Origin of the sequence: Kitasatospora sp. YST-16 (assembly GCF_026802215.1) — a bacterium.
GTDB classification, from domain to species: domain Bacteria; phylum Actinomycetota; class Actinomycetes; order Streptomycetales; family Streptomycetaceae; genus Kitasatospora; species Kitasatospora cineracea.
Window position 1 is genome coordinate 6,713,728 of sequence record NZ_CP113837.1, and the last position, 24,350, is coordinate 6,738,077.

Here is a 24,350-nt window from a genome sequence, read left to right on the forward strand (position 1 = left end):
CGACTGACCCCGCCCGCCCGCCACCTCAACGCCCCAGCCGCCGCACCGGCTTGGACCCCGGCCCGCCCGGCGGGGGAGCGGGCAGCACGGACGGCGGACGCAGCGTCAACGGGGACGGCGGGGACGGTGCGGACGGCGGGGCGGGCACCGGCAGCGGGTAGCGCGGCGGGAGCGACGGGCGCGCCGAGGCGCCGACGACCGCGGCGAGCCCGCTGCCGAGCACGGCCCACAGCAGCGCCTGACCGCAGTACCCCTGCCAGGAGAACCGGGAGCCGAGCGACCCGAGCAGGCCGACGGACGTCACGCCGAACACCCCCGCCCCCACCGCGAACACCCCCGCCGTGCTCCCGCCGCCCATCGGACGGGCGGGCAGCGGCCGCCGCCAGCACGGAACCACCAGCGCCACCACCGTGGCCGGCACCAGCCAGGCCAGCCAGGGCACCCGGCCCCCGCCGAGGACCAGCGCCGCCACCAGCCAGCCGAACGGCACCGCCTGACGGAACACCAGCCACCACGGCAGGTACGGCGGCCCGGACGCGCGGTCGAGCCGCAGCCGGTACGCGCCCAGGCCGGTGAAGACCGCCGCCCAGCCCGCGACCAGGGCCACCACCAGGCACATGAACGGCACCCCGACCAGCTCGTACCCGCCCGCCCGGGCCGAGTCGGACTGCGGCGGCAGCTCGACCCCGCGCCACCGGCCGTCCACGTCCCGGACCTGCAGCCCGCGCAGCGGATAGTCCACGATCACCGTGTGCCCGCCCGGGACGGCCGCCACCACCAGCCCGCCCCGCCCCGCCGAAGCCGCCGCCCCGGTTCCGGCCGAAGCGCCCGCCCCCGCCGAGGCCTCCGAGTGCGGAGAAGCGTCCGGATCCGGGACCGGGACCGGGACCGGGTCCGCGTCCGTCCCCGTCCCGCCGCCGTACCAGTACCCGTACCCGTCGACCGGCGTCAGCCGCAGCGGCGGGGTGTACTCCGGCTGCCAGGTCCGGCCGCCGTCCCGGCTGGCCTCGACCGGCAGCCCGTAGCCGCGCAGCCGGAAGCACAGCCGGTCCGGCGCGGGCAGGCACTGTCCGGCCGCCGGGTCGGGGGTGACGGCGGGCGGGGCGGGGTGCTTCTTGCCGTAGGGGACGGCCTGCCAGGTCAGGCCGCCGTCGCGGGTGGTCCACCAGACGCCGTCGTACACCATCGGCTGGCCGTCCTGGCTCCACAGCCGCGGCGCGGTCTGCGGCACCGGCGTGGTCGCCACCATCGCCGCGGCCGCCAGCGGCGTCCCGACCAGCGCCAGCACCCGCCGCAGCGGACGGGGGCGGGCGCTGCGCCGCCACAGCCACCAGGACAGCGCCAGCACCGGCAGGGCCAGCAGGTCGCCCGGGTCGGCGACCGTCCGGCTCGGGACGCCGGTCAGCTCCGACCAGCCCGCGGAGGCCAGCTCCGCCCCGGCGGCGGAGGACTTGGCCACCGCGAAGCTCACCGCCGTCAGCGCCACCCCGAGCAGCGCCGCCGGCCGCCCGCGCAGCCGCGGCACCGCCGACGCCACCAGCGCCAGCACCGGCGGGACGACCAGCATCCAGGCCGCGTCACTGACCTTGCCGGTCACCGCCCCGGGCCAGGCCCGCTTGCCCACCCGGTCGTTGAACGCCAGCACGGCGACCGCCAGCAACGTCCCCGGGTGCCCCGCCCAGCGCAGCGCCCGCCCCCCGTCGTTCCGCATGGGAACGAGTGTTCCGACGCCGCGTCACATCCCGGCCACGGCCGCGTCTCGCTTCCCGCAGGCGCGGCCGGGACCGGCTGCCACCGCCGGGTGTCACCCGGCGGTGACCTCCTCGAGTTCGGCGAGCAGCTCGGAGGCGGCGACCGGGTCCAGGCCGCCGTAGCGCAGCGGGTAGTCGCGGCTGCTCCAGTGGTCGCCAGGCGAGGAGTCCAGCCAGACCGTCTGGAAGGTCTGGTCGGGGAACTCGTCCACCAGGCCCACCGCGATGCCCTCGTCGAGCTGGATCACCAGGTGGCAGCCGTCGGCCAGCCGCTTGGAGAACCAGCGCTCGACCCCGGCGTCCTGCGGCGCGCCGCGCTCCCAGCCGCGCTTGGTCAGGCCGAGCAGCCGGCCGACCGGCACCGTGCAGCCCTCGAAGCGGTGCAGCCGGTTGGCGGCCGCCTCCTCGGGGGTGAACCGGCGTACGGGGCGGCCGAGTTGCGGGAACGGCTGGAGGACCTCGTAGTCGGCGAACAGCTCCGACCACACCGCCACCGCCGCCTCGCCCAGCAGCAGCGGGTGGGCCAGCCGGACCGTCGCGTCCGCGGGCAGCACGAAGGGCTCGTCGGCCGCGTCGGCGAAGGTGCGGTCCTCGGCGACCCGGAACGCGGTGCCGTCGGCCGTCCAGACCAGCCGGCGCGCCAGGTGCCACACCAGCGGGTGCTCGACGAACAGCGAGCCGAACTCCTCGGCGCTCCACGAGCGTTGGGCCACCATCGCGGCCTCCAGCCGGCGGATCTGGTCGGCCGCGACGGTCCGCACGTCCTTCTTCAGCGCGGCGAACCGCTTGCGCTCGGCCGGGGCCAGCTCCTGGTCGTCCTTGGCCCCCGGCACCGGCAGGTCCTTGCGCCGCTTGCCGTCGCCGTCCAGCACGAACGGGCGCAGCTGCTCGTCGAAGCCGACCGTGAACCGGCGCGGACCGTAGTCGATCACCGTGGTGCCGTCCGGGCCGAGGCCGAGGTCGGGCACCAGCCGGTCCGCGAGCTGCTCGGCGGTCAGCCCCAGGCCCTCCGCCACCTCGGCGATCTTCTCCTGCGCGCGGGCCTTGAGCGCCTTGAACTTCACCCGCTGCGAGATCCCGTGCAGGTGCAGCAGCGCCAGGTCGGTGCCGATCGCGGCCAGCACGTCCAGGCCCTCCACGGCCCGCTGGTGCGCGCCCTGCCCCGGCCAGTCGCGCAGCACCGGGGTCAGCCGGCGCACCGTCGTGTCGTCGCCCAGCACCCCCAGCGCGTGCAGCGCCCAGCTCTCCTTCGCGGGCATCCCGGCCTGCAGCCACTGCTCGAACAGCGCCCACCCGAACGCGGCCGACCCGTCCGCCCGGCAGCTCTCGGCCACCACGGCCAGCCCCGGGTACGGCACGCCGGGCCTGGACAGCGCCAGCATGGTCAGCACGTGCCGCACCGCCTCCGCGGGCAGCGCCGTCCCCGCCCCCTCCACCGGTGCGCGCAGCAGCAGTTGGGGCAGGACGGCGGGATCCGCCCAGACGGGCAGCACCGGCATCCGGGCCGGCAGCGCGGTCTCCAGCGGATCGGCGGCCAGCACCTCGCCGACCGCCTCCGCCGCCGGGGCGCCGTAGCGGTCGGCCACCGCGGCCAGCAGCGCCCCGTCCCCGCAGGAGGACGCGACCAGCCGCAGCGCCTGCTCGGCCGCCGCCCGCTCCCGCCCGGCCGGGCCGACCGCGTCCGGGACCAGCAGCAGCGCACCCGCCACCCCGTGCCGGGCGAACCACGAACGGGCCGTCGCGTGCACCGACTTGAGCCGCACCAGGCCGTCCGCCAGCAGCCGGGCCGCCCGCACCTCGCGGAACGGCAGCAGCAGCGAGGAGAGCACACCGGGCTTGGCCCGGGCGGCGTGCAGCGCCATCGGCAGCGCGGCCGGGCCGTACTTGGCGACCACCGGCGGCAGGTACTCCGACCCGCCCCACAGGTCGGCGGGCCGCCACTCGGCGACCGCCGGGGCGAGCACCTCCGCGGGGCCCTGCACCAGCAGCCGGACCGGGTACCAGAGGTTGTGGCTCTCCAACCCCGTCTTCGCCTCGGCGGCCCAGTCGGTGTCCGCCGGGTACTGCCACCCGGCGAACTCGAACCGGGCCCAGCCCTCCCGCTCACCGGCCCGCCAGGCCAGCTCCACGCCCTCGTCCGGCCGCAGGCCCTCGACGACCCGCGCCTTGCGCCGGGTGCGCGGCCGCGTCCACGGCGGCGCGGCCAGCAGCGGCGGCAGTGCCTCCGGCGCGGCCTCGGGCGCCTGCGGACGGGCGCCGTCCAGCTCCGCGACCAGCGCGGCCGCCGCGGCGTCGAGCCGCGGCAGGATCTGCGGCAGCAGCTCCCGGTGCAGCAGGACGTGGGTGTCGAGCAGCCGGCGGGCCGTCGCCGCGGCCCGGCCGTCCCGCGCCGCCGCCTCGGCCAGCAGCCGCACCGCCCGCACCGGGTACCGCCGGAGGGCCTCCTGCAGCGCCGGGCGGACCTGCTTGTCCTCCAGCCGGGCCAGCAGCAGCCGGAACGCCGCGTCGGTCGGCAGCTGCGCCAGCACGGCGGCGAGCTCCCTGGCCTCGGTCGCGTCGTGCGCCTGCTCGAACGCCTCGCGCAGCAGCGGGACGAAGGCCGTGCCGACGCTCTCGGCGAGCGTCGCCACCAGCGTCACCGGCCAGGCGCGCCACATCCGTTGGAGGTCGGCGGCCATCGGCTCCACCTGCGCCGGGTCGTCCAGCGCGTGCAGCAGCAGCACCTGCAGCCCCGCCCGCTCGTCGCCGTAGCCCGGCATGTCCGCCAGGCACTGCGCCAGCCAGCCGGGCACGTTCGGGGCGAGGTAGCAGGCGAGCGCCCGGTGCCGCGGCGTGCCGCGGTGCTCGGCGGCGGCCGCCAGGGCCTCCCGGTACTCCGGCTCCGGGGCGGCGGCGAGCAGCGCGCGCAGCCGGCTCTCGACCGGGCGGCTGTCCTGCCCGTAGTAGGGCAGGGGGCCGACCCGCCGCCGCAGCGAGATGTTCGAGATGTCCGACCCGGACTGCAGGTAGTTGGTCTCCACGGTGTGCCGCTCCAGCGCCGCGCGCACCGCGAAGGGCAGCCCGTGCCGGGCCGTCCAGACGTCGGCGAACAGCGCCTTCTCCTCGGCGTCGGCCTGCCACGGGGCCGGCACGATGCTCGCCACCGCGACCGCGCCCAGCACGTCCGGCGCACCCTCCAGGTAGGCGCGCGCGGCCCGTACCAGCTCCGGGTCGGAGGCCGGGGCGTCCAGCACCCGCTCCACCCACTCCCGCCGGCCGTCGATCCGCCGCCGCTCCCGCTCCAGCGCCTCCGGCCCGGGCCACGCCACCTCCGGGATCCGGCCCGCGCGCCGCGGCAGCACCGCCTTCCACCAGGCCGCGGGCATCACGAAGGCGTCCTCGTCCGGCAGCTCCCGCACCTCGACGCCCGCGGCCTGCGCAGTCCCGGTCTCCCCGGCCGCCACCTCCGCGTACCCCTTGCGCTCCTTCTCCGCGACCTGCTTGGCGAAGTGCGCCGCCGCGGCCTCGGCGGAGGCCAGTTCCTTCAGCTGCTCCCGCCCGTCGGTGCCGATCCGCCCGTAGCGCACCCGCACCCCGGCGCCCTCGACGGCCGCCTCCCAGAACTTCGCAGAACCGTCCCCGACGAGCTCCCAGCGCCGCACAGCCCACTCCTCCGCGCCCTGACCATCCGATGATCGACACCCGGAACCCTAGCGACGTCCCCCGACACCGCCCCGCACGCACCGGAGCCGGGTGACGCTCCGGCCCCGGTGCGTGCGGGACGGCTCAGCCGTGCCGGACCTTCTCCGCCGGCGCCGCCGTCCGCACCACCGTGGTGTAGCCGGGGCTGCTGATGGTGACCCGCACGCTGATGTTCTTGCCGGACAGGTTGTTCCGGTCCAGTTCCAGGGTGGCCCCGGTCGCGCCGTCGATCGCCTTCTTGTTCTCGTACCACTGGTAGGAGACCTGCACGGGCGCCGGCCCCCAGCCGCCGGTCTCGGCCGTCAGCGTCTGCCCGAGCACCGCTCGGCACGCCCTTCACCACCGCGATGTCCTTGCCGGTCAGCACGTCGGCCCGGAAGGAGTCGGTGCCCAGCACCTTGTCCTGCGGCCGCAGGCCGACGGCCGCGTACGGGATCTCGAACTCCTGCTGCCCGGCCGGGTCGTTCAGCGAGGGCTCGGGGGAGTCGAAGGTGTCGAGCGAGGGCGAGTAGGTGCGCACCACGATCTTCTGCCCGGTGTTGTCGAAGTGCAGCAGCCGGAGGAAGCCGAGGCCGCCCTGCTCCAGGCCCTGGTAGTCGAAGAGCATCGAGTGGACGGTGCGGTCCGCGACGCCGTCACCGTCGTCGTCGAAGCCGTCGGTACGGGTGTACGCGTCGTGGTAGTGGCTCGAACTCACCGCGAAGACATTGGAGTTGGGCTTGACCACCTCGTCGTGGATCCGCTGCGGGACGGGGCCGAGGGTGCCGGTGGTGAGCAGGTACTTGTGCAGGTCGATCCAGACCTTGCGCTCCGGGTACTGCCTGATCACCGAGTTCATCCAGGCGATCTGCTCGTCACCCGGGTCCCACCCCATCGAGAGCATCAGGAAGTCCACGCCGCCTGCGCTGACCAGGTCGTAGTGGCCGCGGTTGTTGCCGGTCTCGCCGCCGTACCAGGGGTTGTCCCGGTAGCGGTCGGCGCCGAAGTACGTCCCGAACTGCGAGTAGTCGTCGGCCGCGTGGCCCACGTCGTGGTTGCCGGCCAGCACGCCGTACGGCAGCCCGGCCTCGTCGAGCGGCTGGTACGCGGCGTCCGCGTTCTTCCACTCGTACGCCGGGTCGTGGTTGTCGCCCCGGAAGTCGGTGGCCCGGTAGTCGTCCACGATGTCGCCGGTGTGGATGACGTACTGCAGGTTGAGGTCGTCCCGCTGGGACAGGAAGAAGTCGTTGATCGCCAACTGGTGCGCGTACCAGGTGTCGGGGCCGCCGCTGCCGGCCGCCCAGCCCTGGTTCTCGTTGTAGTACTGGGTGTCGGACTGCCAGCCGATGGTGAAGTCGTAGGCGTCGCGCGGGGTCGCGCCCGCGCTGTACGGGGTGACCGCGCTGTCGCGGGCCGAGCGGTCGCCGCCGGAGAAGCCCTCCGAGTGCTGCACCAGCACGGTGACCTGGCCGTCCTTGACGTGGTCGGCGACCGGCACGGTGCCGCCCAGGGTGAACGAGGCCCGCTCGCCCTCCGCGCCGGTGGTCAGGCGGCGGTCGACCTCCTCCCACTTCCCGGTGGCGGAGTTCAGCGCGTACAGCAGCACCTTGGCACCGGTGTTCGCCGACCCCGCCCAGGACAGCCGCACCTGCGCGTCCGCCCCGGCGCCCTCCGGCACCGGCACGGTGAACAGCTGGTACGGCAGCGCCGTCCGGGAGGAGACCGCCGGCTCGACGCCGTCGGTGCCGGTCAGCTTCGCCAGGTCGGCGCCGCCGATCGCGCTGCGCCCGGCCCGCGCGGTCTCCCGGGCGTCGTCGGTGGTGCCGCTCCAGACGCGCACGCCCGGGGTGGCCGGGTCGAAGGTGTAGCCCTCGCGGAAGCGCAGGTCCAACGCGTCGCCCTCGGGCGAGACGGGGGTCGCGGAGAGCGTGACGTCCCCGGTCGGGACCTGCCCGCCGTCGGCCGGGCCGCCCGGGGCGGCGCTCGCCGACTCGTCGCCGGTGCTGAAATCGACGCGGCTGGTGGCGGTGTTGCCGATCGCGTCGACGGCGGTGAACACGGCGGTGTGCGCGCCGGGGGCGAGCGTCAGCGAGGAGGTCGCGTACGGCAGCGCGACCGGCTTGCCGTCCAGCGTCGCACTCACCGCCTTCACCCCCGACCCGGCGTCGCCCGCCGTGGCGTCCACGGTGAACCCGCCCCGGTAGCGGCGGCCCGGCTCGACGGTCGGGGTGAGCTGCGGCCGGGTGTTGTCGACCTGGACGGTGCGGGTCACGGTGCGCCCGTCGGCCGTCGCGCTCACGGTGTGCGGGCCGTCGGGCACCGCCGTGGTGTCCCAGACGTGCGCGAGCGAGGTGAACGCGTCGTCGGGCAGCGTGAAGGTGGCCTCCAGGTAGTCGTAGTCGGCGGCGCCGTCGCCCATCGCGATCAGGGTGTCCTCGCCGGCCGACAGCACCGTCCGGACCGGCGGGTCGTACGCGGTGGCGCCGTTGGTGGCGTTCACGCCGACGACCACCGGGCGCAGCACCCGGCCGTCCGGCAGCGCCAGGCGCAGGTTCCGCACCGAGAAGTCGTCGTTGTTGTCGGCGGTGCTCAGCTCCGGGTAGCCCTTCGTCCCGGCCCAGATGCTCAGGGTCAGCGGCTCGCCCTTGCGGATCCGCTCCACCGGCACCCGGGTCGGCACGGTGACGACCCGCTCGTAGTAGCCCTCGTCGAAGACGTTCAGCACCTGGTCGCCGAGCTTGACGCCGTTGCGGAAGAACGCGTCGGTGCTGGTCGCCTCGAACGCGAAGTACGCGCCCTGCTCCAGCGCCGGAACGCCCTGCGCCACCGGCTCCCCGTCCACCCGCAGCCCCGGCCCGTCCGGCTTCCCGGCCGTGGTGCCCGCCAACCGGACCTGCCCGCCGACGTACTGACCGTCCGTCACGTTCAGCCGCACCGGCTCCGGCGCGCCGCCGCCCCGCAGGTCGATCCGGACGGTGTCGAGCACCGTGGAGTGCGCCCCGTCGCGGGTCACCACCCGGTACTCGATCCAGCCCTTCCCGAACAGGTCGACCTTCGGGACGGTGCAGGAGTAGCGGCCCGGCGCGCCGGCCCGCAGTCGGCGGGTGCTCGGCTCGGCGGTGTCGGTGTCCAGGGTCAGCTCGACGGTGCGCACCTGGTGGTCGTCGGTGACCTCGAAGGTCAGCTCCAGGTCGTCGGTGACCGGCGCCTCGCCGGTGCCGCGCAAGTCGGTGACCACCGGCGCGGTGTCGCTCGCCGGGTCGGCGACCAGCCCGGCGGGCACCTGCCCGGGATCGGTCCGGCCGGGGGTGGCCGGGCCGGGGCCGATCATGGTCTGCGCGGTGCCCGACTCCCAGCGGTACTGGATCGGCTCGTCCGCCACCGTCTGGTCGTCGTTCAGGTAGTCGGCCCGGCTGATCTCGTACCCCGTGTTGGTGGACACCCGGATGCCGCGCGGCCCGCCGTTCGCCATCCCGCCGTTGAACGTCTCGACCAGGTCCACCCCGGGGGTCAGGCCGCTGCCCCAGTGCTTGTTGAAGTCGGCCGCGGTCAACGCCCGGTTGGCCCCGTTGCGCACCCACAGCACCAGCGTCCGCCCCGGCCCGATCACGGTGTCCGCGGGCACCGACGGCCACAGCGCGCTGCTGGTCACCACGCGGCTCGCGTCGAGGTACAGGTACTCCAGCGTGAAGTCGTTCCACCGCACCGGCGACTGCGAGGCGTTGTACACCTCGACGAACTCGTACCCGTCCGAGCCGTTCACGTTCGCGGTGTCCGGCGCCAGCTCGGTGACCTGCAACAGCGGCGCCCGCAACGCCGGATCCACCGGCGGGACGCCCGACGCGGACGGCGACGGCGACGGCGACGGCGTGGGCGTCGGGCCCGGGCCCGCGCTCGGGCCCGCCGTCGGTGTCGTACCGGGGCTCGGGGCCGGGGTCGGTTCGGGGTTCCCGTCCGTCCCCGGCACCAGCTGCGAGGGCACCACCGTCCCCGGCGTGGCCGGCCCGTTCGAGAACAGCGCGGCCCGCGCCCCGCCCACAGGCACCGTGAAGTGCGTGGAGACCCCCGGCGTCGCCGGCACCCGAGCGGGCACGAACGACCAGCTCAGCACCTTCAACGCGGAGGGCACCGAGGCGTCCACCAGCCCCAGCGCACGCTGCCCGCCGTTGGCGATCCCGGCCTGCCCCTCCACCCGGACGATCGCCACGTCGTCCGGCACGTTGCCGTAGAACGCCCGGAAGTCGGCCTCCGACCTCGCTTACGTGTTCACCCCGCCGTCGCTGTAGTCCAGCCAGAAGACCGTGCTGCCGTGCGCGGGCACCACCGCCGCCAGCGGCCCCGGCGTGACGGCGTTCCCCGCCACCCCGTCCGAGACCGCGAACTTCAGCGCCGACCCGAACGAGGCGTCGGTCGGCGCGGCATCGGTGCTGTACCCCACTCCGATCTGCCGGGCCGCCAGGTCGACGGCCTCGCCGGTGGTGTTGGTGACCTCGAAGAACTCGAAGTCGTCCGGGACGTTCGCCGGAGCCCCGTTGTCCGGGTGCACCTCCGAGACGAACAGCCCGGCCCCGGGCGGAACCTGATCGGACGTCGCCCCGCCCCCGGCCGAAACGGCCCGGGCGACGCCGACGCCACTGACCACCACAGCCAGGGCCAACGAAGCGGGAAGCGCACGGAACGCGCGCGGACGGGGATGGTGCACGGGTCGGGCCCACTCTCTCGGATCGGAATCCGGTGGACCGTAACCAGCGAAGGTAAAGAGTCGGCAATGAGTCGTGAACGACCGGCGGCCCCCGCCCGAACGTTCACCCGAAGCCGGGCCCGGCCACTGCCGGCCGGAACCCGGAATCCGGGAGATCCGACGACGACCGGGCCCGGACGGGACACCGCAGGCCACCGACGGGACGCCGCAGGCCACCGACGGGACGCCGCAGGTCACCGACCGCCGGGCTTGCCCCTGGAGGCGAACACCAGCACGGTCGAATCCGGCTCCACCGGGCCCCGGCCCCCCCTCGGCGCGGTGTTGAGCACCTGCCCGGCGGGCGCCTTCCAGTCGGTGTGCCACACCACCGAGCAGCGCAGCCCGAGCCCCCGCAGCACCTCACCCGCCCGGTCCACCGTCATCCCCTGCAGATCCGGCAGCACCACCCCCGAATGCGGCCCCGCCCCCGCCGCCGGGGTCGGTGTGGCCTCCGCCGAGCCCTCCGTCGCAGGCCCGGCCGTCGGCATCGGAACACACCAACTGCCCGTCGGCGGCAGCGCCGCGGGCGACGGCGCCGACTCCGGCCGCAGCGCGAAGAACCCCGTCGCCGCCAGCACCGCGACACCCGCCACCGAGGCGCCGCCCAGCAGACCCCGGCGCACCCGGCGGCGCCCCACCGTCCGCTCGATCGCGGCCGCGTCGACCACCGGCGCCGCCGGGCCGTCCGCGAACGAGACCAGCGCCGCCCGCAGTTCCTCGTCGAAACCCGGCCCCGTCCCGCCCGTCCCGCTCACCGCACCCCTCCGATCGGCGCCCCGGGCGCCCTGTCAGCCGTCAAGGACTCACGCAACTTGGCCAGGCCGCGCGCGAGTTGGGAGCGCACCGCGCTCGCGGAAATCCCCAGCACGTCGGCGACCTGCTCGGTCCCCATGTCGTGCAGGTAGTGCAGCACCACCACGCTGCGCATCCCCATCGGCAGCCCCAGCAGCGCCCCGATCAGCTCGGCGCGCAACTCCGCCTGCCCCAACCCGTCCCGCGGCTCCACCGGCTCCGGCAGTCCGGCCAGCCCGGTCCGCTCCCCACGCCGAAACCGCCGCCGCCACCGGTCGTTGGCCAGGTTCACCAGCACCCGCCGCACGTAGGCCTCCGGCGAATCCGCCGCCGCCACCTTCCGCCAGTGCCGGCAGGCCCGCTCCAACGCCTCCTGCACCAGGTCCTCGGCCGCGTGCACATCACCCGTCAACGCGTACGCGGTCCGGAACAACGCCCCCGACCGCTGCCCCACGAACTCCGCGAACCCGGCCCCCGGATCACCCCTGCGCAACCTCACTCGCCCCTCCTCCCACTCCACCACTCCGGTCAACTGCCCCCAAGACGCCCCACCCCGCCCCAGCGCTGCACGACCCACCGGACAGTGGCACGGATCACAACGGGGGCGCCGAGGGGATCGCTCCGGCGCAGGGCATCCGGCTGAACCCGGAAGTGCCCGGGAGCGGGGTGGACCACCAGGCCGTCACGGAGGCGCTGACGGAGGGCGACCGGTACGGCCACCGGCGGCGGGGCGGCCGGGACCACGTCTGGTGCGAGTTCGACCTGAGCCCGGGGCCCCGCCCCGTTCCGGTCGTCCGCCCGGTCGTGCGTGAAGCGCTGCCGCCCGGGGGCCTCCCGCCGCTGCGCGTCTTCCGGTTCGACGGCTGTCCACGGCGGAGCGGGAACTTCCGGGGCCGTTGGTCACGTGATTGGTCGCGCCACTGCCCGGAAAAGCAAAAAACCCCTGATCAACAGGGGTTTCACGCTGGTGTCCGAGGGGGGACTTGAACCCCCACGCCCGATAAAGGGCACTAGCACCTCAAGCTAGCGCGTCTGCCATTCCGCCACCCGGACCGGGTGTCGTCCTCGCGGGGCGTTCCCCGCGCTGACATGGACAACAGTAGCAAAGATCGACTGCCAGACCCAAAACCCGGGGGTGGCGGGGTGGGCGGGGCTTCGAATGCGGGGGCGACGGGGCGTCGGTCAGGAGTGTCGGGGAGATATGCCCTTGGGGCCGGACGGGTGGTGGGGGAGGATGACGGGACGGCGCCCGCGGTCCCCGGCCGGGGTCGGGGCGGCGCGGGCCGCAGCCGCGCCGGGGCGGGCAGACACGAGGTGGGAGCGATGAGCGTGGGCAGCGAGCGCGCGGTGACGGCCGAGTCGGAGGTCGCCGAGATCTGCCGGGACCTGATCCGGATCGACACCAGCAACTACGGGGACGGCTCCGGCCCGGGCGAGCGGAAGGCCGCCGAGTACGTGGCCGAGCAGCTCGCCGAGTTCGGGCTGGAGCCGCAGATCTTCGAGTCGGCCAAGGGCCGGGCCTCCACGGTGGTGCGGATCGAGGGCGAGGACCGCTCCCGGCCGGGCCTGCTGATCCACGGGCACACCGACGTGGTCCCGGCCAACGCCGACGACTGGACGGTGCACCCGTTCTCCGGCGAGATCACCGACGGCTGCGTGTGGGGCCGCGGCGCCGTCGACATGAAGGACATGGACGCGATGACCCTCGCGGTGGTCCGCGACCGGCTGCGCACCGGCCGCAAGCCCCCGCGCGACCTGGTGCTGGCGTTCCTCGCCGACGAGGAGGCCGGCGGCACCTACGGCGCCCGGTTCCTGGTGGACCGGCACCCCGAGCTGTTCGAGGGCGTCACCGAGGCGATCGGCGAGGTCGGCGGCTTCTCCTTCACCGTCAACGACCAGGCCCGGCTGTACCTGGTGGAGACGGCGGAGAAGGGCATGCACTGGATGCGCCTGACCGTCGAGGGCCGGGCCGGCCACGGCTCGATGGAGAACGACGACAACGCGATCACCGAGCTGTGCGAGGCGGTGGCCCGGCTCGGCCGGCACCAGTTCCCGCTGCGGATCACCAAGACCGTCCGGGCCTTCCTGGACGAGCTCTCGGACGCGCTGGGCGTGCGCCTCGACCCGGAGGACATGGACGAGACGCTCCGGGTGCTCGGCGGCATCGCCAAGATGATCGGCACCACCCTGCGCAACACCGCCCAGCCGACCATGCTCGGCGCCGGCTACAAGGTGAACGTCATCCCCGGCCAGGCCACCGCGCACGTGGACGGCCGCTTCCTGCCCGGCTACGAGGAGGAGTTCCTGGCCGAGCTGGACAGCGTCCTCGGTCCGCGCGTCAAGCGCGAGAGCCTGCACCACGACAAGGCGATCGAGACCAGCTTCGACGGCGCCCTGGTCGAGGCCATGCAGACCGCGCTGCGCGCCGAGGACCCGATCGCCCGGGCCGTCCCGTACTGCCTGTCCGGCGGCACCGACGCCAAGTCCTTCCAGGACCTGGGCATCCGCTGCTTCGGCTTCGCGCCGCTGCAGCTCCCGCCGGACCTGGACTTCGCCGGGATGTTCCACGGCGTGGACGAGCGGGTGCCGGTGGACGGCCTGAAGTTCGGCGTCCGGGTGCTGGACCGGTTCATCGACCTGGCCTGAGCCGGGGAAGTGCGGTTAATCGGTCCAGCATCAGAGCTTTCGAGCATCCGAAATGGCGATCACCTGTTCGCTTGATCACTTCAACGGGTGAATGCGGATCCGGCCCCGTGTCCCGGTCGCGGAGGCTTCGTTCTTCCGTGTGCAGCCCGGGGGAACGGGCTGGAAACGACCAGGAGGAGCAGTTCAGATGAAGGCCAAGAAGATCGCTGCCGTTGTCGCCGCCACCGGTGGCCTGGTGCTCGCGGGCGCCGGCGTCGCCTCGGCGCACGGCGGTGCGGGCGCGGACGGTGCCGCGGTCGCCTCCCCGGGCGTGCTCTCCGGGAACCTGATCCAGATCCCGGTGCACGTCCCGGTGAACGTCTGCGGCAACACCATCAGCGTGATCGGCCTGCTCAACCCCGCGTTCGGCAACGCCTGCCAGAACGTCTGAGCGGGCCCCGCCGAGGACCGGCGGGCCGCCGACCCCGAGTTCCCGCCCCCGCGCGACCCCTGTGTCGCGCGGGGGCGGACGCGTGTCCGGACGCGCGTCCGGGGCGGGGGAGGCGGGCGTCGGCCCCGGTCGGGTGAACGGTGCGGTTCCCGGGGAAAGGGAGAGCTCACCCGATCGGATGAAGTGACTGCAGATGGCTCAACCTTCACCGTTAAGGGTCGTTGAAGTAGTGCCGCCGCCTTCGCGGCAGGCAATTCCGACTATCGGATCGACCGGAACTCCGGAGCCGCCGGAAATCCGCCGGGGAACCGTCCCGGCGGCGGCCCGGAACCGGATCGGACCACCGAACGAGAAACCAAGGGGAGTCAATGCGACAGGTCGCCAGGAAAGGCCTTCTCACGGCCATGGCCACCGGCAGCGTGCTGGCCTCGACCGCGGGCTACGCCCACGCGGCCGCCGATGCGCACGGCGTGGCGGCCAACTCGCCCGGCGTGGGCTCCGGGAACGCGGTGCAGGTGCCCGTGGAGCTCCCCGTGAACGCCTGCGGCAACACGATCAACGTGATCGGCCTGCTCAACCCGGCGTACGGCAACGACTGCTCCAACGTCAGCCACACCGGCCGCAGCGCGGGCAGCACCGGCAGCACCGGGAGCGGCAGCCAGACCGGCACCGGCGACCGGTCCGGCTCGGGCACCGCGGGCTCCGGCACCGCGGGCTCCGGTGCCGGCGGGACGAGCAGCAACTCGCCCGGCGTCGCCTCCGGCAACAACGTCCAGGTGCCGATCAGCGCGCCGGTCGACGCCTGCGGCAACTCGGTCAACGTGGTGGGCCTCGGCAATCCGGCGTACGGCAACAACTGCGCGAACGTGTCCACCGCGCACCAGCCGCCCGTCACCCCGCCGCCCGTCACCCCGCCGCCGGTCACCCCGCCCGGCCACGACTGCGACTGCCCGCCCGAGCAGACCGGCGGCGAGCACAGCACGCCGCCCGGCCCCCGGGAACCGACCGCACCGGCGGCCCCGGCGGCGACCGGCCCGCCACCCCGGCGCCGGTCGCCCCCGTGGTCCAGGCCCGGGCCGCCGCCCCCGTCGCGGAGCAGGCCCTGGCCTCCACCGGTGTCTCCGGCCTGGAGGTCATCGCCCCGGCCGGCCTCGCGCTGCTGCTCGGCGGCGGCGTGCTCTACCGCCGCTCGCGCTCGCTGGCCCGCCGCTGACGGCGCCCGCCCGCCCCTGACGCCCGCGCCCGGGCGCCCCGCCACGGCTCAGGCCGGCGGCGGGGCGCCCGGGCGCGGGTGCGCTTCCTACCAGCTGGAACGGACCTGCCGGATGATCCGCCGCTTCAGCCGCACCGTCCGGCTGCCGTCGGGGAACAGCCGGAGCCGGTCGAGCTCCCAATTCCCGTACTCGGCGTGCTCGGTGAGCAGTTGGCGCGCGGCGTTCCGGGTGGTGCCGCGGGGCAGGCGGAGCGACTGGTACTCGTACTCCGGAAGCCGGACCGTTTTGGTAGGGATCAAGGCGTCTCCTCCGCTGCTGTGCTGCCTGCAAGCCTACGGCGCGTCGCCGAAAGGTGGCCGGTCCGGGTCGGCCCGCCCGGGCGGACGGTCCGAGCCTCGTCCCGGCCGGAGCTGATCGTCAATCAGTTTTCCGGTACCGGAAGGGATACCCGCGCCGGGCCGCGCCGATGCGCCCCACGCACGCCCGGTGGGCGGTCCGGTCGGCGGCCCGGCGGGCGGGAAACCGCGCGCGGCGGCGGGCGCAGAACCGCCCGGAACGGACATCGGGGGTGAACTTGCCCGGTTTTCCCGGCTGTAGATGACAACCGCTGTGCGTGTCGTCGCCGGGTGGGGATAGCGTCTGCACCATGTCTGATGCCGCGCAGCTGACCATCACCGAGGTACGGGCCGCCGCAGAGGCGGTCAAGGCCGCCATCGACCGCCACCTGCAGGCCGTCTCCAGCTCCACCGAACCCGGCGATCCGGTCGTCGTCCACGCCTACGAGGAACTCGCGGCGGCAGCCATCGCCTACGACCAGATCCTGTACGAGGTCTACGACGAGGTCACCCCCTTCGAGATCCCCGGCGACGACGCCGGGTCCGGCTACCAGGGCCCCGAGCACCCCGAGGCGATCAGCGTGCTGATCCGCCGGGACTACCTGATCGCCGACCCGAAGCGGCTGCGCGCCCAGGCCGAACGGGTCGACGAGTCGCTCCCGCCGGGCGCGGGCGCCGAGGGCGAGGTGACGGCGGCGCTCGGCGTGCTGTTCGGCGAGTACGAGCCGGACGAGATCGCCGCCCGGGCCGAGGAGTTCGGCCTGGAGGAGGGCGACTCCACGCTCTGGGTGTCGGCCGCCGAACCCGCCGACCCCGGCGAGTGGCTGCCCGAACCGTTCGACGGCGCCGACCCGGAGCTGCTGATCTGCCGCTTCGACGTCAGCGAGGTCTACGACGACGAGCTCGACGAGCTCTGAGCAACCCCCGGCCCCCGCGCGCCAGGCCCCGGCCCCGTCCGGCCGCCCGGCGCGCGGGGGCCGTTCCCGTTCCCGTTCCCGTTCCCGGGCCCTTTCCCGCGCCCGCGCCCGTGCCCGGAAGATCGCCCGGCCTTCTTGATTCTTGCCCGAACGGACCGGATCTCGGCTAGCGTTCGGGCAGCGACGGAGACGCGTTCCGGGGCTCCGGTCCGGGGGGAGCGGAGTGCCGGCACCCGGCTACCGGTGCGGTCGTACGTCGCACGGGGGACTGCTGCCGGGCTGCGGCGGGGGAAGCGGACGAGCGGCTCAACGACGAGGCGCCCCGGGGGGATTGCGGCGGCTCTCCCTCCCACCTGACCCCGCCGAACGGTCGGCCCGGCGGCAGCGGGTACTGCACCGCCCTGCGGGCGCGGCGGCCGGGGCCTCGCCCCGCCACCGCGCCCGCAGCGCTTTCACCGCGCGTTCACTGCGCGGTCAGGACCGACCGCAGCCGGGTGGTGCGGTCCGGCGCGGGCCGCTCGGTGACCGCCTGGGCCAGCGCCGGGCCCGCCGCGTGCACCACCGACAGGTGCCGCTCCGCCCGGCCGAACGCCGAGTACACCCACTGCCTGGTCAGCTGCCCGGCCGCCTCCGGCGGCAGCACCACGACCACCGCGGGCCAGCGCCGCCCGACCGCCTGGTGCGCGGTCACCGCCCAGCCGTGCCGCAGCTTCCCGGCCTGCGCCGGGGACAGCGTGATCCGGCCGCCGTCGGCCAGTTCCACGTGCAGGCCGCTCGCGTCGCCGTCCAGCACCCGCCCGGGCAGGTTGACGCCCAGCGCGGGGGAGTGCACCACCCGGTCGCCCGGGTCGAAGCCGCCGAACCGGCCGGGGCCGGGGTTCAGCCGGGCCTTGGCCGCCGCGTTCAGCGCCCGGGTGCCGGCCGGGCCGCCGTGGCCCGGGGTCAGCAGCACCGTCTGCTCGGGCGGCACGGACAGCGCCCGCGGGATCGAGTCGGTCAGCAGTTGGACGGCCCGGTGCACCGCCTCCCCGCCGTCCTGCGCGGTGAGGATCACCACCTCCTTGTCCGGGGCGTCCACCGGCTGCAGCTCGCCGACGCCGACCCCGGACACCAGCTCGCCGATCGGCCCGAAGTCCGGCGTCCGGGACGCCACCGCGGGGCAGGCCCGGGCGGCCAGCAGGTCGGCGAAGAACCGGCCCGGACCGGCCGACCACAGGCCGCCCGGATCCCCGGACAGCACCAGCCGGGCGCCGTCCGCCATCGCCTCCAGCAGCGTCGCCGCGGTCTCCACGTCCAGCAGCGGGGCGTCCAGCACCACCAGCACGTCCAGTTCGAGGGTGCCGTCCAGCGCGCGCGGCACGTCCGCGCCGTACAGCAGCTCGTGCAGGGTGCCGATCCGCCCGGCGGCGGGGGAGCCGTCGGGCAGCAGCGCCGCCAGCGCGTCCCGCCCCTGGCCGGCCCAGACGGCCGCCCACACCCGCAGGCCCAGCCCGGCCGCCGCGTGCAGCAGCGCGGCCGGCTCGGCCCGGGCCGCCTCGCCGCCGGTGTGCAGCACCAGCCCGGACGCGGACACCGCCCGGACCAGCTCCTGCGCGGAGCGCGGCGCCGCCGCCGCGGCCTCCTCCCAGGCGTCCGGACCCGGGCCGTCCTCGACGGTGGACAGCAGCCGGACCAGGCCCTCGCCGAGGCTCTCCTCCGCCAGCGCCAGCCGCTCCAGCGCCAGCATGGTGCGGACCGGCGGCTCCTCGTCCTCGTCGTGGCTGCCGGGCGGCAGCGGCAGCTCCTCCTGGAACGGCATCACCCGCCCGTCCTCCAGCACCGCCTGCAGCGCGGCCTCCGGGTCCGGCACGCGCTGGGCGCGCAGCGCCCCGGCGACCTCGCCGAGCTCCTGCGCCGAGTGCCCGCGCAGCGCGGCCTGCTCCAGCAGCCAGGCCACCAGCGCCTGCGCGCGGCGCGGGTCGCCCGGCTGGGCGGCCGGGCCGAGCAGCGCCTTGGCGAAGCCGTCGGCGTGCTCGGGACGGACCCCGGGCAGCGCGAGCACCGCCCACGGGTCCTCCCGCAGCTGCTCGGCCGCACCCTCGCCGAACTCGGCGAGCGCCGGCCCGGCCAGCTCGGCGGGCGCACCGCCGGCCGCCAGCACCTCGCCGACGGCGGCCAGCGCGGCCCTGCGCTGCGCGTCGTCGAGCGGGACGTCGGGGCGCCCGGCGGGCGCGGCCGGCCGGCGGACGGGGCGCTCGGCGGGCGCGGACTCCCCGACCGGCGCGGGCGGTTCGGGCCGCTCGGCGGCGTCCTCGACCGGCCCAGGCCCGGGCCCCGGCTCCGATTCCGACTCGGGCCCGTCCGACGGCTCGTCGGGGGTCGCCAGGTCGATCTCGCGCGGGGGACGGGGCGGGGCGACGATGTCGTTCGCGTTGATCGCGCCGATCGCCTTGGCCAGCGCGGCCACCGCGGCGGCGCGCTGCTCGCCGCTGAGCGGCGCGTCGGCGGGCCGTCCGGCGCCGCCGTCCGGGGTGTCCGGGGCGCCCGTCGGCGCTGCCGGGCTCTCGGCCGGGCGTTCGGCGCGGCCCTCGGCCCGGCTCGCGGCCGGGCCCTCCTCGGGGGTGGTCATCGCGGAAAGGCTCCTTCGACGGGCGGGGCGGCTACAGCTCCGTCCAGCCCTGGTCCGGGTAGCGGTGCACCGGGGCCGACACGTCGTCCAGCGCAGCGCGGATCTCACCCGGAAGCGTAAGGGCCTCGACCGACAGTGAGGACTGCAGCTGGGCGGAGGTGCGGGCGCCCAGCAGGGTGGCCGACACGCCCGGGCGGTCGCGGACCCAGGCGAGCGCCACCTTCAGCGGGGTGGAGGCGAGCCCGTCGGCGGCGGTGGCCAGCGCGTCCACGATCCGCCGGGACGCCTCGCCCAGGTACGGCTGCACCGACCCGGCGGGGTGCGGGGCGGCGCCGCGCGACTCGGGCGGCACGCCGTGCCGGTACTTGCCGGTCAGCACGCCCCGGCCGAGCGGCGAGCAGGCCAGCAGGCCGACCCCGGCGTCCAGCGCGGCGGGCAGCGCCTCGCGCTCGATGCCGCGCTGCAGCAGCGAGTACTCGAGCTGGACGGAGGCCAGCGGGGTGCGGCCGGGCACCGCGTGCTGCCGGGCCGCGGACTTGGCCAGCTGCCAGCCGCTGTACTGGCAGACCCCGACGTACCGGGCCCGGCCGGAGGCGACCGCCAGGTCGAGCGCGTGCAGGGTCTCCTCGGTGGGGGTGACCGGGTCGTGCGCGTGCACCTGCCACAGGTCGACGTGGTCGGTGTTCAGGCGGCGCAGCGAGGCGTCCAGGGCGTCCAGCAGGTGGCCGCGGGAGGCGTCGGGGCGGCGCGAGCCGGGCCGCGCGCCCGCCTTGGTGGCGATCACCAGCTCGGAGCGCGGGACCAGGCCGTCGGTCAGCCGGGACAGCAGGTACTCGGCGCCGCCGTCCGCGTACACGTCGGCGGTGTCGACCAGGGTGCCGCCCGCGTCCACGAACGCCTTCAACTGCTCGGCGGCCTCGTGCTCGTCGGTGTCCCGGCCCCAGGTGAGGGTGCCCAGGCCGAGCCGGGAGACCCGCAGGCCGGTCCGGCCGAGCTGTCGCTGTTCCATCGCGCCCTCCGTCAAGCCCGCTGTGCCAATCGTGTCGGCGCAGGTCGGGGGCGGTGCCCCCACGTGGTGTGAGGGTAGCGGCGAAACCCCCCGGGGCCCGGGACGACCCGCTCGGCCGACGTGTCCGCGCGCCGCGCCGCCGTCCGCGCGCCGCCGTCCGCGCGCCGCGCCGCGCCGTTGCCCTCGTGCCGCGCCGCCGTCCGCGCCCCGGTGCGGCCCGACCGCCACTACCGGTCAGTAGCATGACGTCCGGCGGGGCGGCTACGCTCACCCGCACCACCCGACTGGAAGGCTTGGGCACATGCGACTCGGGATCAACCTCGGCTACTGGGGACTCGGCCTGGACGCCGACAACATCGCGGTCGCCCAGGAGGCCGACCGCCTCGGCTACTCCGTCTGCTGGGCCGCCGAGGCCTACGGCTCGGACGCCGCCACCGTCCTGTCCTACGTCGCCGCGAAGACCGAGCGGATCGACATCGGCTCGGCGATCTTCCAGATCCCGGCCCGCACCCCCACCATGACCGCGATGACCGCCGCCACCCTCGACACCCTCTCCGGCGGCCGCTTCCGGCTCGGCCTCGGCGTCTCCGGCCCGCAGGTCTCCGAGGGCTGGTACGGCGTCAAGTTCGACAAGCCGCTGGCCCGCACCCGCGAGTACGTGGAGATCATCCGCAAGGCGATGTCCCGCGAGCGCCTGGTGCACGAGGGCGCCAACTGGACCCTCCCGCTGCCCGGCGGCCCCGGCAAGCCGCTCAAGCTCACCGTCCACCCCGTCCGCGAGCACCTCCCGCTGTACATCGCCTCGATGGGCCCGAAGAACCTCGAACTCACCGGCGAGATCGCCGACGGCTGGCTCGGCCTGTTCTTCTCCCCCGAGCAGGCCGCGCTCTCCGTCGACGCCCTCGCCGCGGGCCGCGCCAAGGCCGGGCTCACCCTGGACGGCTTCGACCTCTGCCCCACCGTCAACATCGTGGTCGGCGACGACGTCCGGGCCGCCGCCGACACCCTGCGCGACTACACCGCCCTCTACCTCGGCGGCATGGGCAGCAAGGAGAAGAACTTCTACAGCCGGCTCGCCCGCCGGATGGGCTTCGAGCAGGCCGCCGACGAGGTCCAGACCCACTACCTGGCCCGCGACAAGGCCGCCGCCGCGGCCGCCGTCCCGCACGACTTCATCGACGCCACCGCCCTGCTCGGCGACACCGCCCGGATCGCCGACCGCATGCAGGCGTACGCCGCCGCCGGCGTCACCACCCTCACCCTCGCCCCGTCCGGTTGGACCCTCGACGAGCGCATCACCGCCCTGCGCACCGGCGTCGACGCCTTGGAGCGCGCCGGCCTGGCCTGATCCGCACCCGCCGCCGGCCGGTCAGCCGTCGGCCGGTCAGGCGTCGGCCGGTCGGTCGGCGGCCGGGGCGAGGGCGCGGGCGAGCTGGACGCGCGAGTGCAGGTCGAGTTTCCGGTAGACGCGGGTGAGGGTCGCCTCGACGGTCTTGACGCTGACGGTGAGGTCGGCGGCGATGTCGCGGTTGCTCGCGCCGGCCGCGGCGAGGCGGGCGCAGCGCTCCTCGGCCGAGGTGAGGCGGGGGAGCGCGCCGTCCTCCGGGGGCCGGGCTCCAGCCGGTGCAGGGCGCGGGCGGCGGCGTCGGCCCAGGGGTGGGCCCGGTGGGCGGTGAAGAGGTCGGCGGCGCTGCGGGCCGCGGCGCGGGCGGCGGCCCGGCGGCGGCCGCGGCGTTCGGTGTGGCTGAGGGCCAGCAGGGTGCGGCCGCGTTCGAGGGGAAGGTGGCGGAGAAGGTCGGCCGTGCCGGTGAGGCGCCGGGCGGCGGCGTCGTAGTCGCCGCGGGCGGCCTCCAGGAGGGCCCGGGTGCGGGCCAGGGCGGGCAGCACCGAGGCCCGGCCGAGGCCGGTCGCGGTGCGGTGGGTGTCGGCCAGCAGGTCGTCGGCCTCGTCGAGGCGGCCGACGGCGACCAGGGCTTCGGCCAGGTCGGCGTGCCAGCGCAGCACGGAGGGGTCGCGGACCTGCTGCTGCCGTTCCAGGTCGCGGACCTCCGCCAGGGCTTCCAGGGCCTCCCTGGGCCGGCCGGTGGCGAGCAGCAGGTGTCCGAGGGCGTAGAGGTTGCGGGAGAGGAAGACCTTGTTGTCCTCGTGCCGGGCGGCGTCGATGCCGCGGCGGGCGTGCTCCAGGGCGGTGCCGGTGCTCCGGCCGGCGCCTTCGGCGAGGGCGGAGGTGTAGCAGGCGGGGGCGGGTGACAGGGCGGTGCGGTCGGTCAGGGCCTGGGCGCGGTGCGCGTGCTCGAGGGCCCGGGCGCAGCGTCCGGCGCGCAGTTCGGCCTCGGCGAGGCTGCGCAGGACGTCGACGGTGGCTTCGGCGTCCGGGATCCGTTCGGCCTCGACGAGCAGCGGCAGCAGCAGGGCGCGGGCCCGGTCGGGGAGGTCGTCGAAGAGGGCGTGCCGGGCGGCGAGGTGCTGGGGCGCGCCGTTGACGGGGACGGCGGCGGTGCGCGGCAGGGACAGGGCGTGCCCGAGCGTGGCCTCGCTCCCGGGGTGGCCGAGGATCCGTTGGACGCGGGCCTGCATGGTCAGGGCCAGCGCGCCGGTGGCGCTGTCGCCGGCGGACAGGGCGAGGGCGGCGGCCCGTTCGGCCAGGACGCACGCCCGGTGGGGGTCGCCCTCGCTGACGTTGGCCCAGACGGCCTGGCGGATCAGCACCTGCGAGGTCAGGTCCGGGCGTCCGGCGGCGGCGTGGAGGGCGTCGGCGAACAGGTGGTCCGCGTCGTCCAGGTGCTGTCCGCTCGCGTCGATCAGGGCGATGAGGGTCTCGACGCGCCGGGCGGGGCCGGTGTCGTGCTCCAGGACGAAGCGGGCGGCGACCCGGCCGCGGGGGAGGTCCCCGTAGTGCGCGGCGTCGCGGGCGGCGGTCAGGGCCCGTTCGGTGAGCAGACCGGTGTCCTCGCGCGGGGTGCGCTGGGCGGCGAGCAGGGAGAGTTCGGCGGCCAGGGCGTGCTCGCCGCGCAGCCGGGCGCTCGCGGCGGCGCGGGCGGCGCGCCGGGCGGTGCGCGGGTCGATGGCGTCGGAGGCCAGCGCGGTGTGCCGGTCGCGGCGGAGGCCGTCGTGGCTGGCCTCGGCCAGGCGGGCGTGCAGGAGCCGGCGGGCGGTCTCCGGGAGCCGGGCGGTCAGCTCGGCGCCGATCGCGGAGGCGGTGAAGCGCACCTGCCCGTCGGGCCGGTCGGTGTCGAGGAGCCCGGCGGCCTCGGCCTCGGCCAGGAGGGCCCCGGCGGCCGGACCGGCGAGCCGGGCGAGCAGCGTGCGGTCGGGGCGGTCGTCGAGCGCGGCGAGCGTCAGCAGTTCGCGGACCTCCTCCGACACGGTGCCCAGCCACTCGCCCAACAGCCGGCGGGCCGCCGGGGGCAGCGCCGGGCCGTCCTCGGCGCCATGGGCGGCCGACGGGGCGGCGGTGCGGTCGAGGTCCTCGGCCAGGGCCAGGACCAGGGCGGGGTTCCCGCCGCCGGCGGTGCGGATCCGGGCGACCTCGCGCAGGGTCGGCCGGTGCGGCGCCAGCAGCGCCGCGACCTGACGGTCCGTCAGGGCCGGTACCCGCACCGGGTGCGCGTCCTCGCCGATCCAGTGGCCGCCGGCCTCCGGCCGCCAGGTGCGCTCGGCGGCGATGACGGGCAGGTCCGGCGCCAGGCGCAGGGCCCAGCGCAGCACGGCCGCGCTGGCCGGGTCCAGCCACTGGGCGTTGTCCACCACCAGCGTCACGGGCGGCGCCTCCCGCAGCAGGGCGGCGGTCAGCCGGCGCAGCCGCAGCGAGGCCCCGGCGCCGTCCGGGTCGCCGGCGGCCCCGTCCAGACCCGCCGCCAGTTCCCGTGCGGCGGGCAGCGGTTGGGCGGCGAGGGCGAGTTCCAGCAGCCCGGCGTAGGGGACGCGGGCGTCCTGCGGGCCCGGGGCCAGCCGCAGCACGGGCAGGCCCAGCCGCCGCCCCAGGACGCCGGCGGCGGTGGTCTTGCCGATCCCGGGCGGCCCGAACAGCACCACCCGGCGGGTGCCGGGCACGTCGTCCGGCACCACCGGCAGCACGGTGCCGGCCGCCCCCTGAAGCTCGCTCACCCGCGTCGCAGAGTCTGGCACCGGGCCATGGTGCGCCCCCGGCGCCGCTGCGGTCCAGGTCAAGGGATTGCCCTGATGTGGGCGGCCCCCGGCCTTCCCTAGCCTCATCGCCACAGTCGAGCTGTCATCCGGCCGCCGGA

At 75.8% G+C, this 24,350-nt stretch carries 16 protein-coding genes, 1 tRNA gene and 2 pseudogenes; 7 read left to right on the forward strand and 12 right to left on the reverse strand.

The window, feature by feature from the left end; translation table 11 throughout:
• Positions 1-25 precede the first annotated feature (25 nt).
• From OU787_RS30265 to OU787_RS30275, 3 genes are all read right to left on the reverse strand, one after another.
• Positions 26-1,711, reverse strand: coding sequence for a hypothetical protein (locus tag OU787_RS30265; protein ID WP_268661290.1), 1,686 nt, complete (start codon positions 1,709-1,711; stop codon positions 26-28).
• Between the two features lie 93 nt (positions 1,712-1,804).
• On the reverse strand, positions 1,805-5,392 hold the full coding sequence (locus OU787_RS30270; protein ID WP_268661291.1) for a DUF4132 domain-containing protein: 3,588 nt from the start codon (positions 5,390-5,392) through the stop codon (positions 1,805-1,807).
• Positions 5,275-9,210 carry a hypothetical protein gene (locus tag OU787_RS30275; RefSeq protein ID WP_268661292.1) on the reverse strand — a complete coding sequence of 1,312 codons (3,936 nt, stop codon included), beginning with the start codon at positions 9,208-9,210 and terminating at the stop codon, positions 5,275-5,277. Before OU787_RS30275 ends, OU787_RS30270 begins: the two co-directional genes overlap by 118 nt.
• Between OU787_RS30275 and OU787_RS30280 the strand changes: the two genes are divergently transcribed.
• Positions 9,200-9,640, forward strand: a complete 441-nt coding sequence (locus OU787_RS30280; protein WP_268661293.1) for a hypothetical protein — start codon at positions 9,200-9,202, stop codon at positions 9,638-9,640. The genes OU787_RS30275 and OU787_RS30280 overlap by 11 nt on opposite strands.
• A 29-nt stretch (positions 9,641-9,669) precedes the next feature.
• On the opposite strand, the gene OU787_RS30285 is transcribed toward OU787_RS30280, so the two are convergent.
• From OU787_RS30285 to OU787_RS30300, 4 genes are all read right to left on the reverse strand, one after another.
• Entirely contained in the window at positions 9,670-9,957 is a 288-nt protein-coding gene (locus OU787_RS30285) for a hypothetical protein (protein ID WP_268661294.1), read from the reverse strand.
• Between the two features lie 389 nt (positions 9,958-10,346).
• Positions 10,347-10,907 (reverse strand): PASTA domain-containing protein, encoded by a 561-nt coding sequence (locus OU787_RS30290; protein ID WP_268661295.1) that lies wholly within the window; start codon positions 10,905-10,907, stop codon positions 10,347-10,349.
• The gene (locus OU787_RS30295; protein ID WP_369794903.1) at positions 10,904-11,437 is read right to left on the reverse strand and encodes a SigE family RNA polymerase sigma factor; all 534 of its coding nucleotides are present in this window, start codon (positions 11,435-11,437) and stop codon (positions 10,904-10,906) included. Before OU787_RS30295 ends, OU787_RS30290 begins: the two co-directional genes overlap by 4 nt.
• A gap of 472 nt (positions 11,438-11,909) precedes the next feature.
• Positions 11,910-11,997: transfer RNA gene (locus tag OU787_RS30300), tRNA-Leu, on the reverse strand.
• A gap of 270 nt (positions 11,998-12,267) precedes the next feature.
• Between OU787_RS30300 and OU787_RS30305 the strand changes: the two genes are divergently transcribed.
• The 4 genes and pseudogenes from OU787_RS30305 to OU787_RS30325 all read left to right on the forward strand — a co-directional run bounded on the left by OU787_RS30305 (position 12,268) and on the right by OU787_RS30325 (position 15,233).
• Entirely contained in the window at positions 12,268-13,590 is a 1,323-nt protein-coding gene (locus OU787_RS30305; protein ID WP_030458307.1) for a M20/M25/M40 family metallo-hydrolase, read from the forward strand.
• 187 nt (positions 13,591-13,777) lie between these two features.
• Positions 13,778-14,020, forward strand: a complete 243-nt coding sequence (locus OU787_RS30310) for a chaplin (protein WP_123561176.1) — start codon at positions 13,778-13,780, stop codon at positions 14,018-14,020.
• A 404-nt stretch (positions 14,021-14,424) separates the two neighbouring features.
• Positions 14,425-14,826, forward strand: a pseudogene (locus OU787_RS34660) (chaplin family protein); the annotation flags it as partial.
• Positions 14,827-15,080: 254 nt separating this feature from the next.
• Positions 15,081-15,233, forward strand: a complete 153-nt coding sequence (locus OU787_RS30325; protein WP_268661296.1) for an LPXTG cell wall anchor domain-containing protein — start codon at positions 15,081-15,083, stop codon at positions 15,231-15,233.
• 87 nt (positions 15,234-15,320) lie between these two features.
• Here OU787_RS30325 and OU787_RS30330 read toward each other — a convergent pair whose 3' ends face one another.
• A complete protein-coding gene (locus OU787_RS30330) occupies positions 15,321-15,530 on the reverse strand; it encodes a DUF5703 family protein (RefSeq protein WP_035954087.1) in 210 nt (69 codons plus the stop codon).
• A gap of 350 nt (positions 15,531-15,880) precedes the next feature.
• Here OU787_RS30330 and OU787_RS30335 point away from each other — a divergent pair, with 350 nt between their 5' ends.
• Positions 15,881-16,486 carry a hypothetical protein gene (locus tag OU787_RS30335; RefSeq protein ID WP_030458311.1) on the forward strand — a complete coding sequence of 202 codons (606 nt, stop codon included), beginning with the start codon at positions 15,881-15,883 and terminating at the stop codon, positions 16,484-16,486.
• 463 nt (positions 16,487-16,949) lie between these two features.
• On the opposite strand, the gene OU787_RS30340 is transcribed toward OU787_RS30335, so the two are convergent.
• Positions 16,950-19,094, reverse strand: coding sequence for a helix-hairpin-helix domain-containing protein (locus OU787_RS30340; RefSeq protein WP_030458312.1), 2,145 nt, complete (start codon positions 19,092-19,094; stop codon positions 16,950-16,952).
• Positions 19,095-19,125: 31 nt separating this feature from the next.
• Complete coding sequence (locus tag OU787_RS30345; protein ID WP_268661297.1) at positions 19,126-20,103, reverse strand: aldo/keto reductase; 978 nt, start codon at positions 20,101-20,103, stop codon at positions 19,126-19,128.
• A 301-nt stretch (positions 20,104-20,404) separates the two neighbouring features.
• Here OU787_RS30345 and OU787_RS30350 point away from each other — a divergent pair, with 301 nt between their 5' ends.
• A complete protein-coding gene (locus OU787_RS30350) occupies positions 20,405-21,451 on the forward strand; it encodes an LLM class F420-dependent oxidoreductase (RefSeq protein WP_030458314.1) in 1,047 nt (348 codons plus the stop codon).
• A gap of 36 nt (positions 21,452-21,487) precedes the next feature.
• Here the strand turns inward: OU787_RS30350 and OU787_RS34665 are convergent, their stop codons facing one another.
• Together OU787_RS34665 and OU787_RS30360 are read right to left on the reverse strand one after the other, a co-directional pair.
• Complete coding sequence (locus OU787_RS34665; protein ID WP_327059458.1) at positions 21,488-23,836, reverse strand: helix-turn-helix domain-containing protein; 2,349 nt, start codon at positions 23,834-23,836, stop codon at positions 21,488-21,490.
• Positions 23,830-24,318, reverse strand: a pseudogene (locus OU787_RS30360) (AAA family ATPase); the annotation flags it as partial. The pseudogene OU787_RS30360 and the gene OU787_RS34665, both read right to left, overlap by 7 nt.
• Positions 24,319-24,350 lie beyond the last annotated feature (32 nt).

Bases quoted from the DNA above. Each gene is read 5' to 3' on its own strand.
- OU787_RS30265 (WP_268661290.1), bottom strand. From the start codon at position 1,711: ATGCGGAACGACGGGGGGCGGGCGCTGCGCTGGGCGGGGCACCCGGGG.
- OU787_RS30345 (WP_268661297.1), bottom strand. From the start codon at position 20,103: ATGGAACAGCGACAGCTCGGCCGGACCGGCCTGCGGGTCTCCCGGCTC.
- OU787_RS30305 (WP_030458307.1), top strand. From the start codon at position 12,268: ATGAGCGTGGGCAGCGAGCGCGCGGTGACGGCCGAGTCGGAGGTCGCC.
- OU787_RS30335 (WP_030458311.1), top strand. From the start codon at position 15,881: ATGTCTGATGCCGCGCAGCTGACCATCACCGAGGTACGGGCCGCCGCA.
- OU787_RS30340 (WP_030458312.1), bottom strand. From the start codon at position 19,094: ATGACCACCCCCGAGGAGGGCCCGGCCGCGAGCCGGGCCGAGGGCCGC.
- OU787_RS30350 (WP_030458314.1), top strand. From the start codon at position 20,405: ATGCGACTCGGGATCAACCTCGGCTACTGGGGACTCGGCCTGGACGCC.
- OU787_RS30310 (WP_123561176.1), top strand. From the start codon at position 13,778: ATGAAGGCCAAGAAGATCGCTGCCGTTGTCGCCGCCACCGGTGGCCTG.